At 53.5% G+C, this 14443-nt stretch carries 16 protein-coding genes, 4 tRNA genes and 1 other RNA gene; 2 read left to right on the top strand and 19 right to left on the bottom strand.

Annotated elements, in window-relative coordinates:
• Window positions 1-109: 109 nt before the first annotated feature.
• The 15 genes from GXX34_09790 to GXX34_09720 form a co-directional block, all read right to left on the bottom strand.
• Window positions 110-478, bottom strand: coding sequence for a TetR/AcrR family transcriptional regulator (locus tag GXX34_09790; protein ID HHW07796.1), 369 nt, complete (start codon window positions 476-478; stop codon window positions 110-112).
• A gap of 130 nt (window positions 479-608) precedes the next feature.
• Window positions 609-980: RNase P RNA component class A (gene rnpB, locus GXX34_09785), an RNA gene on the bottom strand.
• An 87-nt stretch (window positions 981-1067) separates the two neighbouring features.
• Window positions 1068-1466, bottom strand: a complete 399-nt coding sequence (locus GXX34_09780; GenBank protein ID HHW07795.1) for a response regulator — start codon at window positions 1464-1466, stop codon at window positions 1068-1070.
• Window positions 1467-1702: 236 nt separating this feature from the next.
• A complete protein-coding gene (locus GXX34_09775; protein ID HHW07794.1) occupies window positions 1703-2347 on the bottom strand; it encodes a response regulator transcription factor in 645 nt (214 codons plus the stop codon).
• A complete protein-coding gene (locus tag GXX34_09770) occupies window positions 2344-3489 on the bottom strand; it encodes a histidine kinase (GenBank protein HHW07793.1) in 1146 nt (381 codons plus the stop codon). The genes GXX34_09775 and GXX34_09770 overlap by 4 nt, the downstream gene beginning before the upstream one ends.
• A gap of 17 nt (window positions 3490-3506) precedes the next feature.
• Window positions 3507-3917 carry a ribonuclease HI family protein gene (locus GXX34_09765; protein HHW07792.1) on the bottom strand — a complete coding sequence of 137 codons (411 nt, stop codon included), beginning with the start codon at window positions 3915-3917 and terminating at the stop codon, window positions 3507-3509.
• 24 nt (window positions 3918-3941) lie between these two features.
• Entirely contained in the window at window positions 3942-4655 is a 714-nt protein-coding gene (locus GXX34_09760; GenBank protein HHW07791.1) for a hypothetical protein, read from the bottom strand.
• Between the two features lie 69 nt (window positions 4656-4724).
• Window positions 4725-5846: a Nif3-like dinuclear metal center hexameric protein gene (locus tag GXX34_09755; GenBank protein ID HHW07790.1), complete on the bottom strand. Its 1122-nt coding sequence runs from the start codon at window positions 5844-5846 to the stop codon at window positions 4725-4727.
• Window positions 5822-6544, bottom strand: a complete 723-nt coding sequence (locus tag GXX34_09750) for an SAM-dependent methyltransferase (protein HHW07789.1) — start codon at window positions 6542-6544, stop codon at window positions 5822-5824. Before GXX34_09750 ends, GXX34_09755 begins: the two co-directional genes overlap by 25 nt.
• 100 nt (window positions 6545-6644) lie before the next feature.
• A tRNA-Val gene (locus tag GXX34_09745) sits at window positions 6645-6720 on the bottom strand.
• Between the two features lie 3 nt (window positions 6721-6723).
• Window positions 6724-6799 (bottom strand) — tRNA-Glu (locus GXX34_09740).
• 8 nt (window positions 6800-6807) lie between these two features.
• Window positions 6808-6882 (bottom strand) — tRNA-Ile (locus GXX34_09735).
• 69 nt (window positions 6883-6951) lie between these two features.
• A tRNA-Asn gene (locus tag GXX34_09730) sits at window positions 6952-7026 on the bottom strand.
• A 75-nt stretch (window positions 7027-7101) separates the two neighbouring features.
• Window positions 7102-8208, bottom strand: a complete 1107-nt coding sequence (gene rpoD, locus GXX34_09725) for an RNA polymerase sigma factor RpoD (protein ID HHW07788.1) — start codon at window positions 8206-8208, stop codon at window positions 7102-7104.
• Between the two features lie 14 nt (window positions 8209-8222).
• Entirely contained in the window at window positions 8223-10037 is a 1815-nt protein-coding gene (locus GXX34_09720; protein ID HHW07787.1) for a DNA primase, read from the bottom strand.
• Between the two features lie 120 nt (window positions 10038-10157).
• Between GXX34_09720 and GXX34_09715 the strand changes: the two genes are divergently transcribed.
• A complete protein-coding gene (locus GXX34_09715; protein ID HHW07786.1) occupies window positions 10158-10373 on the top strand; it encodes a hypothetical protein in 216 nt (71 codons plus the stop codon).
• Between the two features lie 315 nt (window positions 10374-10688).
• On the opposite strand, the gene GXX34_09710 is transcribed toward GXX34_09715, so the two are convergent.
• The 3 genes from GXX34_09710 to GXX34_09700 form a co-directional block, all read right to left on the bottom strand.
• Window positions 10689-11375: a phosphohydrolase gene (locus tag GXX34_09710; protein ID HHW07785.1), complete on the bottom strand. Its 687-nt coding sequence runs from the start codon at window positions 11373-11375 to the stop codon at window positions 10689-10691.
• 23 nt (window positions 11376-11398) lie between these two features.
• A complete protein-coding gene (locus GXX34_09705; GenBank protein HHW07784.1) occupies window positions 11399-12397 on the bottom strand; it encodes a deoxyguanosinetriphosphate triphosphohydrolase in 999 nt (332 codons plus the stop codon).
• 150 nt (window positions 12398-12547) lie between these two features.
• Window positions 12548-12739 carry a 4-oxalocrotonate tautomerase gene (locus tag GXX34_09700; GenBank protein ID HHW07783.1) on the bottom strand — a complete coding sequence of 64 codons (192 nt, stop codon included), beginning with the start codon at window positions 12737-12739 and terminating at the stop codon, window positions 12548-12550.
• A gap of 167 nt (window positions 12740-12906) precedes the next feature.
• On the opposite strand from GXX34_09700, the gene GXX34_09695 reads away from it, so the two are divergent.
• Window positions 12907-14163, top strand: a complete 1257-nt coding sequence (locus GXX34_09695; protein HHW07782.1) for an MFS transporter — start codon at window positions 12907-12909, stop codon at window positions 14161-14163.
• A gap of 142 nt (window positions 14164-14305) precedes the next feature.
• On the opposite strand, the gene GXX34_09690 is transcribed toward GXX34_09695, so the two are convergent.
• Window positions 14306-14443, bottom strand: a 138-nt coding sequence (locus GXX34_09690; protein HHW07781.1) for a hypothetical protein, incomplete at its 5' end; no start/stop codon positions are given.

Raw genomic sequence — 14443 nt, 5'->3', positions numbered from 1 at the left:
GTATTGAGCCATTCAAATTCCTCCTCTTAGAATTTTGGTTTTTCCACTTCTATTCTAACTGAGGAATTTGTTAATGGCTCAACTCTTTTGGAAAACCAATTTTACACCATTATACGGACTTAACTGGTGCCTGGATCAAAAGGATTTTGGCCATCTGTTTTTCTTCACTGAATACATCGAGGCAGGTCTTCATGCTGATCTGCAGCTTATCAATGGTGGCAGTATATTTGGCTCTTTCCTGGCGGATCCGTTCCAGCAATTTCCGGTACATTTCTTCGGCAATGGTTTCCACCAGCTTGTCCTTGTTGGCAAAATACAGGTAAAAGGTCCCGGTGGCGATGCCGGCCCTCTCGGCGATGGTTTTAATGGCCACGTTCTTGTAGCCTTCCTCGGCCAGCACTTCTTTGCCTACTGCCAGGATTTTCGCCCGGCGGTTTTGCAGTTTTTCCTCCACTTTTTTCGTTTTGCGATAGGACAACGGATGTACCTCCCAATGAAATGAATTGCATTCAGAACTTATGATATTACACTCTACCATACTATGGCCAATTGTCAATACAACGGGCAAAATAAAAACCTCCCGGGAGCGGGAGGTTCATTTTGTGTCATGGATGAGTAGATCTGTAAGCCGAGTTCTGTCGTGGATGATCATCTATCTAGGACGTTTGTTACCAAACGCCTCAAGCGACCTACCCGGGAACTAGGCGGGCCACCTTTAACGTTCCCCTATTCGGTCTTGCTCCGGGTGGGGTTTACCTAGCCAAACCAGTCGCCTGGTTGCTGGTGAGCTCTTACCTCACCTTTTCACCCTTACCCGGTAACCGGCTTTGGCAAAAGCCAATTACCCGGCGGTATATCTCTGTGGCACTTTCCTTAGGGTCGCCCCCACTGGGTGTTACCCAGCACCCTGCCCTGTGGAGCTCGGACTTTCCTCAGATACCTCCTTTCGGACTGGTACCCGCGATCACCCAATCTACTCAACCATATTTCATTCGGAGCTATATGGTACCACGGTTATGTTTTCGTGTCAAGGGAAAAAGCGATGGGAATGTGAGGGACGTTAGCTGTTACGGCAGTGGAACGGCCAGTTTTTCTTCGTATGCCAGGTAGGTGGATTTAATGACGTTGATCAATTCTTCACTGGAGAAAGGTTTGACGATATAGCCTTTAGCGCCCATTTGGTAGGCCTTCCGGATATACTCCCGGCCTCCCTGCACCGTCATCATAATCACCCGGGCGAATGGATACAGGGCGGCAATCTTTTGGCAAGCGGTCATCCCGTCCATGACAGGCATATTGATATCCATCAAAACCACATCCGGTTTCAGCTTCCGTACTTCTTCAAGAGCCGCCAGTCCGTTCCCGGCTTCTCCGACCACGACGATTTCTTCATCAAAGGACAACAGCAGGCGCACATTATTCCTGGTTTCCGCAATGTCATCGACGATCAAGACTTTAATCAGCATCATTAGGTCTCCTTATGATAGCTTTCCCCAAGTGTCCGGTTGCTAGCGGGCAGGCCTATTTCTGCCAAAGTTAAAAGGGACCCTACCAGAGGTAGGGTCTATAAATAAAGGGATTGTGGGAGGTCGAACCTTATGTAATTGTAACTCTGTTGATTTTATTATAACAACTTGTCATATGCCCCAAAATCCGACAATAGTCATTTCTCCCGGTAGGACCGGTCCTATTTTCACCGGGACTAGATAATGCGTTTTTCCATCGCTTTCACCACCGCTTCCGTCCGGTCCGCCGCGTTGAGTTTGCGGAAAATATTGGTCACATGGTTTTTTACGATCTTTTCACTGATAAACAGCGTTTTCGCAATGGTCCGGTTCGTGGCTCCCTTGGCAATGAGCTGGATGATCTCTCTTTCCCTGCTGGTAAGAAGCGTGCCTTGATTATCTTCCACGGCTTGGGCCAGCTTGCCGAACTGCTGCAGCACCGTCCCGGCGATTTTCGGGTGCAGCGGTGATTTCCCGGAAGCGGCATCTTTCACCGACTGCAGCAGGACTTGTGGTTCTACGTCTTTCAAGAGATAGCCGTTGGCCCCGGCCCGCACGATCTCCAGAACTTGCCTCTCATCTTCACAGACGGTCAGCACTATAACCTGCGTCTCCGGGTGCCTTTCTTTGATGATCTTGCAGGCGATGATGCCGTTCACCTTAGGGAGATTAATATCAAGCAACACAATCTGGGGTTCGAGTTCATCGGCCAGTTTGATACCTGTTTCCCCGTCGCCTGCTTCGCCTACTACTTCAATCGCTTCATCAAGGGAAAGAATCTTGATCAGCCCCTCTCGCAAGAGAGGATGGTCATCCACGACCAGGACGGTGATCTTGCTCAACTCCATTCCTCCCCTTCCACCGGAATCTTTACATTGATAGTTGTGCCTGCACCCGGTTGGCTGGTGATTTTAATATTGCCCCGCAAGAAAGCCACCCATTCTTTCATGCCCCTGAGCCCGAAACATTCATTGTCCAACGGCTCTTCTACATTAAACCCAATCCCATTATCTTTAATCACCAGGGTAATATTAAGGGGAGTTATTTCTATCACAATATTGGCCTGGGTGGCCCGGGCGTGTTTGCTGATATTGGTGAGGGCCTCCTGGACGATGCGAAAGAGAGCTACTTCCATGGCGGCACTGAAACGCCGCCGGTCCCCCAGCACCACCACTTCGACGGGAATCTGGTGGTCCAACGCGAAATCCGAGGCGTACCGCTGGATAGCGGGGATCAGGCCCAAATCATCCAGATCCATAGGCCTTAAATCGAAAATGATCTTGCGAATATCCTCCAAGTTGCTCCTGGCAAATCTCTTCAGTGCCTGCAGCTCCTCCTTCAGCAGCTCCGGCTTCTTATCCAGTAATTTTTCACAATACTCCGCCCGCAAAACTAAATTAGCCAGTGATTGTGCGGGACCGTCGTGAATCCCCCTGGCGATGCGGCGCCGCTCTTCTTCCTGGGCACGAATAATAGCATAACCGACCTGCTGCTGCTGCTGCAGTTTTTCTATTTCCTCCCAGATGTTTTTGACACTGCTGGCCAAATAAGAAATGGCCACGCCCACCTGGGTAACCAGCTTTTCCGCCTTCTCAGCCGTTTTACGCATCTTCTGGTGACTGATCTCCAGTTCGGTCCTTTTGGCTTTCAGCTGGTTTTCCCGCTCCCGTAAGAGTGCCACCTTAATCTGCATCTCCGCTACCTTTTCGTAGGCTTGCCTCATCTCTTCTTCCGAATACTTGCCTAATTCCTTGTTGACCTTCATCAAATGGAGCCGGGCCAGGCGCACCTCCTTCTCACACCGGTCCACTTCATCGATGACTTTCAGGGTGAGCTGCTTGACATGGTTCATCTCTTTCTCGAGCCGGAGGCATTCCTCCCGGGCATGCTCGGCAATATCAAAGATTTGCTCCTTGCTGTTCTCCAGCACCTCGATAGCTTCCTGGAGAATCCTGTCTAAACTCAATGAATCAACGGTACTCATCTGGATCTCCTGCTTTCTCAACCTTTGCTTTTCTGCAGACCTTCATCAATCCCCCGGTTGGCTAACCGGTCTGCCTCTTTGTTTTTTTCCCGCGCCACATGGGTAATGTCAAAACTCCTGAACCCGGCGGCCAGTTCTTGTACTTTCTGATACAGAGGTTTTAGTCCTTCGTTCTTGACCCGGTATTCGCCGTGGATTTGCTTAACCATGAGTTCGCTATCGGTAAAGACTTCCACTTCCGTAGCACCCAGGGCAGCCGCCTTTTCCAGCGCAATAATGAGGGCCGTGTACTCGGCCACGTTATTGGTAGCATGACCTAGAAACCGGCTGATTTCCGCCAGGACCTGCCCGTCTTCCCGCCGGATCAGGGCCCCAATGCCGGCCGGGCCGGGATTGCCCCTGGCGGCACCGTCAGTATGAATCACCAACTTCAAAACCACATCCTCCTAAACTCAGGTGAGATCTTCAGTCATCACCAGTATTCTGCCACAACTTTCGCATCGGGCCAATGCTTCCTGTTTGACCTGCTGCCGCAAAAGGGAAGGCAATTGGATGCCGCAGCCGCCGCAGACGCCGTCCTTGACCGGGGCCACCGCCCCAATACCCAGTCTTTGCCGCACCCGGCGGTACTGGGCCAGGAGGGCCGGCGCGATGAGGCGTTCCGCCTCTTTAATAGCCATTTCCAAGGAAGCCAATTCCGCTCTCCGGCTGTCCAGGTCCTCCTTGACCCGCCTGGCTTTCTCCTTGAATGCTTCCGTGGCGGCGGTCAAACGGCTCGATTCCATTTGGATATTGTTCTCCATTTCCAGGACTTTTTCCTCCAATTTTAAATAACTCTCAGCTAAGAGATCAATCTTTCTTTCCAGTTGGCGTATTTGTTCTTCCAAGCGGCTGAGATCTTTGAGATGGGTTACCTGCCCGCCGTAGAGCTCGTCGCTCAATTCTTTCCTGCGCTGTTCCAGCCGGTGCAGTTCTTCTTCCTGCTGCCGCTTTTCCTTGACCAGTCTTTGCCAAACCGCCTTAGCTCGTTTCAATTCCTCCCGGCGAGCCAGCAGGGCTTGTTTCTCCAAGTTAAGCTGCTTCATCACATCCCTGTCCAATTGTTGAAGTACCTTCGCCCGGGCCAGTTCCAACTGCTGCAACCGCCACAAGTGTTTTAATGACATGGGTACGCCTCCTTGCCTGGTAGAATGGCATGCAGAATCAAAAAAGGATAGAAGTATGCTCTTCTATCCTCAATAGCAACGCCAGGGATCGGTATTGGTGGCGGCAAGAACCACAGGCACCGCCAGGTTATGAGTAGTCAAAAGATGATGCAGTTGTTCTGCCAGCCAGGGCAGGACCACTTTTTCGGTAGCGCCGTGACCGGCATCAATGACCATCAAGCCAAGACTTTCCGCCAGTTGGCCTTCATGGTAATCCACATCCCCGGTGATGAAAGCTTGGGCGCCTCTCTTTACCGCATCTTTGATCAACCTGCCGCCGGAACCGCCGCAAACGGCCACCCGCCGGACCAACTCGTGACGGCCGGGCACTACTTTAACGGCAGCCAGGGACAGCCGCTCTTTCACAAATTCGATGAATTGTGCAGGCGGCAGCGGCTCGGCCAGGTTACCGACCCGTCCCAGGCCGCCTTTGGGTGTACCTGTAACGGCCAGGGGATACAGGTCATAAGCTACTTCCTCGTAAGGGTGAGCCTCCAGCATAGCCTGCACCACTTTACCCAGAATCCTTTCCGGCACAATGGTTTCCAAGCGGTATTCCGCCGCTTCCTCCACCCGGCCCACCCGGCCCAGGTAGGGATTGGCCCCCTCCAAGGGCAAAAAGGTCCCCGTCCCCCGGGTCCTGAAAGTACAGTAGGAGTAGTTACCGATGAAGCCGGCCCCGGCATCCCCAATCGCTTGGCGCACTTCTTTTTCGTGGGTTTCCGGCACAAAGACCACCAGTTTGTAATGCTGCTCCTTCACCTGGGCCGACAGGATTTCCGCATCTACTAAACCCAGTACCTGGGCCAGCCTGTCATTGACCCCGCCCGGCGCCTTGTCCAGGTTGGTATGAGCCGCATAGATGTTTAAGCCGTTTCTTATCGCTTCCATGAGCAGCCGGGCTTCCGGGTCGGCAGCGGTCAACCGTTTCAGCGGGTGAAAGATGGGAGGATGGTGAACCAGGATGAAGTTGCATTCTTGCCTTAAGGCTTCGTCAATCACACCCTGGGTTAGGTCTAAAGCAACCAGCACTCCCTCCACCCCGGCTTGCGGGTCACCTACCAGCAGTCCCACATTATCCCAGTTTTCCGCTAAACTCACCGGAGCCAATTCTTCCAGCAAGCTAATTAATCGTTGGCAGTGGACAGCCATTTCATCACCTCTCTTAACAGGTTTAATCTTCCTTCCGCCGCCCGCCGTTCTTTCCCGGCTTTCGCCGAAACTCCTCGCTGCAAGGATAATAGGATCCGTTCTTGCTGCCGGATCAGCCTTTCCAGGTAGGGAACCAGTAAAGGATGCCTTTTCGCCAGCAAGATGGGCCCGAACTCGCGCTCCCAGGGGGAAAGAGGCTTTGTTTCTCCTTTTTCGGCTGCTAAAATGAAGTAAAATTGTTCTCCCTCTTGTACTAATTCCTCATCGACCAGGCAAAAGCCCCGGTCATATAACCATTGCCGCAATTCGGCCACTCCCGCCATGGGCTGGAGCACCAGTCTTTTGAGGGTGGGTAAGATGGCTTGGCCGTGGCTGAGAATGTGGATGATGGTCCTGGCTCCCATACCGGCCACCACGGCGGTGGCCACTTCCCCGGGGGCCAGGGGCGCAAACCCGTCCCCCAGCCGCACCTGGATTTTATCCTCCAATTGATGGAGGTGCACCTGGTCCAAGGAGCTCTGCCAGGGACCGGGATGGACTTCCACGGCCACGGCCGAAGGTACGATCCCGTTCCGGACCAAATAGATGGGCAAATAGGCATGATCGCTGCCGATATCGGCCGCCGGTTCCCCGGGGAGCACAAATCCGGCCACTTTTTCGAGCCTGGGAGACAATTTCAACCCTGTTTCCATTTCCACGCCATCACCTGTCTATATTTTTTCGCAATAAATAGGCAAAAAACCTTTTTTCAAAGTTTTATAAAAAAAATAAAACCACCTTTCGGTGGTTAATTCCCCATGGTGGGCGATGACAGACTCGAACTGCCGACTTCCTGCTTGTAAGGCAGGCGCTCTCCCAACTGAGCTAATCGCCCTTCTGGTGACCCGTAGGGGAGTCGAACCCCTGTTACCGGCTTGAAAGGCCGATGTCTTAGACCGCTTGACCAACGGGCCATTTATATTGGTGGGCCCACCTGGATTCGAACCAGGGACCAGCCGGTTATGAGCCGGCAGCTCTACCGCTGAGCTATAGGCCCAATTTATCCAAAGTGAAATAATGACTAGTTCCGCACAGGGCACTAGTCATTATCGTTACCGTTAAAAAATGGCTCCCCGGGTAGGATTCGAACCTACAACCCTCCGGTTAACAGCCGGATGCTCCACCATTGAGCTACCGAGGAACGCCCTTCACACATGATATTATAAGTGATGCGGCGCAGGTGGTCAAGAGGTTTTCATAAAAAACTTTTTCCAGCCTACTCGAGGTAGTCCTTCAGCTTCTTGCTGCGGCTGGGATGTCTCAGCTTCCGCAGCGCCTTGGCCTCAATCTGCCTGATGCGCTCCCGCGTCACACCGAACTCCTGGCCTACTTCCTCCAGGGTCCGGGAACGGCCGTCATCGAGCCCGAAACGGAGGCGCAGCACCTTTTCTTCGCGCGGTGTTAGAGTTTCCAGCACTTCTTCCAACTGCTCCTTGAGCAGCATGTAAGAAGCTGCTTCCGCCGGGGCCAGGGCATCTTCGTCCTCGATAAAATCTCCCAAATGGCTGTCTTCTTCTTCCCCGATGGGAGTCTCCAGGGAAACCGGCTCCTGCGCAATCTTCATAATCTCGCGCACGCGCTCCACCGGAATGTCCATCTGCTGGGCAATTTCCTCAGGGGTTGGCTCCCGTCCCAGTTCTTGCAGCAGCTGCCTTTGGACGCGAATCAGCTTATTTATGGTCTCCACCATGTGGACGGGGATCCGGATGGTCCGGGCCTGGTCGGCAATGGCTCTCGTAATCGCCTGCCTAATCCACCAGGTAGCATAAGTGCTGAACTTGAACCCCTTGCGGTAGTCGAATTTCTCCACCGCTTTAATGAGACCTAAGTTGCCTTCCTGGATTAGATCCAGGAACAACATCCCTCTCCCGACATACCTCTTGGCAATGCTCACGACTAATCTCAAGTTAGCTTCCGCAAGCAACCGCTTGGCTTCCTCGTCGCCTTGCTCCATGCGTTTCGCTAACTCAATTTCTTCTTCAGCCGTTAGTAAGGGGACTCTCCCAATTTCCTTGAGGTACATACGTACGGGGTCATCGATGCCTATACCTTCCGGTATAGATAGATCGATATCTTCTTCTTTATGAGCATCGTCTTCGACTTTGCGCACGTCGTGTTCGCTAGGCAATACATCAATGCCCATATTGCCTAACTGCTCATAAATCTCATCAATTTGCTCCGCAGTCAGCTCGATCCCTTGCAGTTGATCCGCGATTTCCTGGTAAGTGAGAATGCCGCGATCTTTTCCTTTTCGCATCAGCTCTTTAACGCTTTCTATTCTGCGTTCCTCATCTTGCATCGTCGTCCCCCCTTCCGTCTTCATCCTCAAGGTGACGTTTATTTTAATGATTGAATCTTTCGCTGCAAATTCGAGATCTCCTGCAACAGGATTTGCACCCCAGAAGAATCCTTTTTTGCTTCCGCCTCCGCAATTTTTTTCCATTTATCCCGCACCTGGGCTTGTAAGTACTGCCGCTGCAGGCTGACCACGGTATCCTGCAGCTGGCGGTCGCCCACCGGCAGCGGGTTCGCCGAGGCCAGCTTGGCAATCAAGCCTTTTAACTCTTCCGGGGCAGCCGAGACAATCTCCTTCAGGGTGACGGCACCGTCCCCCCGGGCCTGTACCTGTTCTTTGACCAAGAGAAAAAGCTCCCGGTAGGGTGCTTCATGAAACGCCTCGGGGTCCACTGCCGGCGCCACCCTGCTCACCAGGGACGGCTCCTGTAAAAGGAGGCGCAGCATGTTTTCCTGTGCTATGACATAAGGAGTGCGGAAAGAATTAACATTTCCGTTTCCATTGGTATTATTCCTTATTTGAGAAGTTTTATCCCTCAAATACTGATATTTTCCCCGTTGTTCCCCCTGATTTCTTCGGAAATCGTCCCAAATCACTTCTTCTGACAAGTTTAACTCCTGGGCCAGGATCCTGATATACTCCTGGCGCTCCACCTGGCTGCTCAACCTGGCTAAGTCGGGAAACAACTGTCTCAGAAGTGCACTTTTGTTACCCGGTGTATCCAAGGGCAGGGTGGATTTGAGCCGGTGAAAACGGTAAAGCACCACCGGCAATGCCTTCTCCAGGACTTCCAATAAGGCCTGGGGCCCGGCATCCCGGAGGAACTCGTCAGGATCTTTAGCCCCTGCCAGGGAGGCAACTTTGACGGCCAGCTCCTGCCGGCTGAAAATCTCAATGGCCCTTTCCGTGGCCTTCATGCCTGCCTCATCACTGTCAAACAAGATGACCACTTCTCTCGCATATCTCTTCAGCAGCTTGGCATGTTCCGGGGTAAATGCGGTCCCCAGCGAGGCCACGGCATTTTGAATCCCTGCTTGATGCAGGGCAATGACATCCAGGTATCCTTCCACCAGCACAGCCACCTGGGACTGCCTGAGGGCCGGCAAAGCCAGGTGCAAACCGTACAGCAGGCTCTTTTTCCGGAAAATCTCCGTCTCCGGGGAATTGAGATACTTGGGCTCCCCGGGGTTAATCAGCCGGCCGCCGAAGCCCACCACCCGGCCCCGGTGATCGGTAATGGGAAACATAACCCTATCCCGGAAACGGTCAATGACGGAACCGTCATCTCTCCCGATTGCCAGCCCTGCGGCCAGCATGTCCTCCGTGGTCACACCTTTCCTGGCCAGGTAGGACAGTAAAGCATTGTTTTTCGGGGCATAACCCAGGGCAAACTTGTGCTGGGAGTCTTGATTGATGCCCCTTTCCGCCAGGTAACGCCTGGCCGGCTCCCCCGCAGTGGAACGCAAAGACCGGTAATAGTACAAGGCGGCTTCCCTGTTGATTTCCCGCAGGCGGTTCAATTTGTCTAGTTTCCTAGATTCCGGGGCGCTCTTCCCTTCTCGCACCGGGGTGACGCCCGCCCGCTGGGCCAGCCTTTCCACCGCCTGGGGAAAATCCAGGTGGGCGATTTTCATGATAAAAGAGAACACATCGCCGCCTGCACCGCAACCAAAGCAATAAAAAAGACCGTTCTCCGGTGTAACATGAAAAGAAGGATTTCTATCGTCATGAAAGGGACAACGGCCTACATAGCTGTTGCCTTGTTTGCGCAAGCTCACATACTCGCCGATTAAGTCAACGATGTCGATCCGCTGGCGGATTTCCTCCAGGGTTCCTTGGCTGTAAAGTCCGGCCACTTTGACCACCTCAGTGCTTTTGACAATGATTCGCCCAAAGGGAACCGATTTCCTGCAAGTCAGGCGTGTTATAGTGGCCGCAAGAAGGCTGAATTGAGAACAATTTTTCTATATTCTATCTTGATCGAAAATCTCCTGCCGCCGGTGGAGAAATTTCTTGGAATGAAAACCGGGGAAAAGGCAAAACTATCCCTGGAGGTGGACTGGATGGCTGACATCACCGCACTGGTACTGCTGCTGCTCGTGTTGGGCACCAGCTTCTATGCCGTCTACAAGGGTTTAGTATTTCCCCTGGTAGTCAAGCCCATGCTCAAACCCAAAAAACCGCCCAGTTAAACACCATCTATCATATGGTTCTATACTATTGGATATTATCCTTCTATCACAAGTAACAATACTTTCCTGCATAATTGTATATACCCATGTGTTATAATATTAACAGGCAAAGAAGCCTACTTCATTCTTTTTGAACCTTCCTTATTCTGCTTGCGGCACTCCACCGGAGTGCCGGTTTTTTTACCCGCGGGGCGGAGAAATTTTAACGTGGGGCGGATAAAAAATTGTCTCCCGGTCATAATATGAGATGAGGGAACTCCCTGTCAGGTACTTGGTCACTACCTGAATAGCCCGACCGGCGAAGAGGAGTCTCCCTCATTTTGTTTCCGCGATTAACAAGGGGGCAAAATCAACCTTATCACAGGACACCAAATAATACTCGATACCGTCAATGTTCCCGGTCACGGCCGCCTGGATGTGCTGCCCGTGCAAGTGTCCGTAAATGCATTTCCGGACCCGGTATTCCTGCATCAGCTCCACAAAGAGGGACGGTTCTCCCCGCTCATTAAAGGGTGGATAATGCAGCATCACGATGACCGGTTCCTGGCCGCCGGCGGTTTTCAACGACTGCTCCAACCGCTGGACTTCCCGCCGGTAAATCTTCTCGTCCTCCCCGGTAAAGTCTTCGCATCCGGGCACTTTCCAACCCCGCGTGCCGCAGATGGAGAACCCGCCGAGAGAAACGGAATCGTTTTGAAGGGCATACATAGAGGCGGGCAGCCTTCGCCTGAGCTTCCCTATCCCCTGCCACCAGTAGTCATGGTTGCCCCGGATCATGACTTTCGTGCCGGGCCAGGAAGCTATGCGGTCTAAATCCTCTTCTACCTCTTCCAACCGCATGGCCCAGGAAATATCCCCGGGGATGAGGACCAGGTCTTCCCCCGACACCAGGCGGCGCCAGTGGCTTTCAATCTTGCGGTCATGGTCCACCCACTCGGGACCGAAGACATCCATTTTCTTGCCCGTGGACCCCGGCAGGTGCAAATCGGAAATAGCGAAAATCTTCGGCAACAATTTCAACTCCCTTAGGTTTTCGACCCTTGCGGTACGAAATACTTCACATACTGGGCGACGGCGAACCGGTCCGTCATGCCGGCCACGTAATCGCACACTTGCCGTTCCAGCTTTTCCTCTTCGTTGTAATAATTGATTTCATCCAGGAAAAGATCCTTTCGCTCCAGGTAAAACCAGTATAAATCCTTGAGCATTCTCTTGGCTTTTCTTTCTTCCTGCTTGGCGGGGGAATCGATATAAACCCTTTCAAACAGGAATTTGCGCAGGGCATCGGTGGCTTCCTGCACTTCCCGGCTCATACAGATTCTATCCCGGTCCATGCTGTTTATAATCAAATCCCGCACCATGGTATCAATGCGTTCCCGGTGGGTTTTGCCCAAAACCGCCAGGCAATCCCTGGGCAAATCGGCGGCCGTAATCACCCCGCCCCTGATGGCATCGTCAATATCATGGTTAATATAAGCAACCCGGTCGGCAATGCGCACGATTTGGCCTTCCAAAGTGGCCGGCAAGCCGTCCCCCGTATGATGCAGGATCCCGTCCCTGACCTCGAAAGTTAAATTGAGCCCTTTGCCACCTTCTAGTATATCCACGACCCGCAGGCTCTGCTCGTTATGTTTAAAACCGCCGGGATAAACACTGTTTAGGGCATCTTCACCGGCGTGTCCAAAAGGGGTATGACCCAAATCATGGCCCAAAGCGATGGCTTCCACCAGGTCTTCATTAAGCATTAAGGCCCTGGCCACGGTCCTGGCAATTTGGGAGACTTCCAGGGTATGGGTAAGACGGGTGCGGTAATGATCCCCTTCGGCGATCAGGAAAACCTGAGTCTTATCCTTCAGCCGCCGGAAGCTCTTACTGTGAATAATCCGGTCCCTGTCCCTTTGAAAATCCGTGCGCACGGCACAGGGCGGTTCCGGCGCCAGCCGTCCCTTGCTGTTCCTGCTCTTAGCGGCCAGCGGGGACAACTCTCTCTCTTCCCGTTCCTCAGCCAACTCGCGTAAACGCAATATGACCTCCCCCCCCACTCAGAAAGTTGACAAGCTGCCTCTTCCGCCGGGGCCCGGCCCAGCCCAACGCCGGTGGAGACTTAACTGCAGCTCTATGCCGGGCCCCTCCTAATGCCCGCTGTTTCCGGCCAAGCAGCGCCGGGTGCATGACTAATTGTCTGTATCACTCATCAACTTGCCGGCTTTAGCGATGTTCGTTTTCGGCATATCATGAATCACAATGGTCACCCTCTCGGCCGGGCAGTTGCAGGTGTCACATACGGCTTTGGTAACAGCCTCAGCCAGGGCTCTTTTCTGCTCCACGGTCCGTCCTTCCAACATCTCGATGGTCACAATCGGCATATCCCTGCTCCTCCTTTTTTTTGGATATTACTGGTTTGTACGGTTGTAACAGAATTCGCCGCCCGCCGTTCATTTCCTGCTAATGGCTCCGGCACCGTCGCATTAGAAATGATTAATCCAGCAATAATAATTTCAGTAAGTACAAGCAACCGGTTAAGGAGACCTGCATGAAAAAGGAAAGTCTTTGGAAACTAATAGCATTGAGCAGCGTGCCTTTCATCATGGTTTTAGGGAACTCCATGCTGATCCCGGTACTCCCCGACATGCAGAAAGCCATGGAGATCACCAAGCTGCAAGCGGGCCTGAGCATCACTCTTTTTTCTTTGCCCGCCGGCATCGCCATTCCGGTCATGGGTTTTTTGGCTGATAAATACGGGCGGAAGCCCATCATCCTGCCCGCCCTGCTGCTGTATGCCACCGGAGGGGTCCTTTCGGGATTAGCCGCCTGGTGGTGGCAATCATACCCGATTCTCCTGGCGGGACGCATCATTCAAGGACTGGGGGCCAGCGGCACCGGACCCATTGCCATGGCCCTGGTGAGCGACATCTTCACCAGCCAGGAACGCCCGAAGGCGCTGGGGGGACTGGAGGCCGCCAACGGTCTGGGCAAAGTGATCAGCCCCATCCTGGGAGCAGCGATAGCCCTGTTAATTTGGTATGCCCTTTTCTTCGTCTACGCTTTTTTGGCCGTACCCGCCGCCGTCCTCATCTGGCTCCTCATCAAAGAACCGCCGCCGGAAAAAGGAAACCAATCCGTCCGGGCGTACCTGGGCAAAATCAAAGAGATTTTTCAAAGGAAGGGAAAATCCCTGGCCGGCTGTTATGCCGCCGGCAGCGCCGTGCTGCTGATTCTTTTCGGTCTCTTATCCTATCTATCCGACGTGCTGGAAAAAAGCTACGGCCTGGACGGCATCGTGAAAGGGCTGGCCCTGGCGGTGCCGGTCCTGGCCATGTCCTCCACCTCTTTCTTTGGCGGCCGCTACCTGGAGCGGCAGCTGGGGAAAATCAAGTACTTTATCGTCCTGGGTTTAATCCTGGTGGCCGGTCCCCTGGGCGCCTTCGCCCTTTTCCCCGGTGATATGGTTTTCTTTGCTGGGATTCTCCTCCTGGGCCTCGGGACAGGCCTTGTCTTGCCCGGCGTTAACACCCTGGTGACCAGCTCCGTACCGCTGGAAGAGCGGGGCGGCATAACCGCCCTCTACGGCGGGGTCAGGTTTCTCGGCGTGGCCGCCGGTCCCCCGGTTTTTGATTTTTTGTTAAGCCTCAGTAAACGGACCATGTTCGCCGGCGGCGCCCTTTTGGCGGCCTTAGCTCTCGGCTTGGCCCTCTGGCTCGTCAACGAACAGCAGCTCCTGCAAAACCTGCAGCAGGGTAAATCGTCCGGCGCCGGCAAGCCATCCAGGCTGTCCCCTGAGCCTACTTAAAAACGGTCCTATGCCCGGCAGGCTTGAGCCGCCGGGCATCCTTAGAAACCACTGCTGCGGCCCGCCCCTCATCCCCGCAAAAACGAAGCCCCGCGCCTGGCGGGGCTATTAACCACATAGACCTAATGAAGATCAATTGTGCTTACCGGGCAGGTAAGTCCCTTTGCACCCGGGCCGGGGCCCGGAAAGTGAAAGTGACCAGCACTGAAACCACCAGCAGTAAGCAAGCAATCAAGTAGGCAGCACCGTACCCTCCGGTGGCATCGAAAACGGCCGCGGC

The sequence above is a fragment of the Clostridia bacterium genome (assembly GCA_012840125.1).
Lineage (GTDB): Bacteria > Bacillota > DULZ01 > DULZ01 > DULZ01 > DULZ01.
This window is presented reverse-complemented; position numbering and strand designations above follow the sequence as displayed.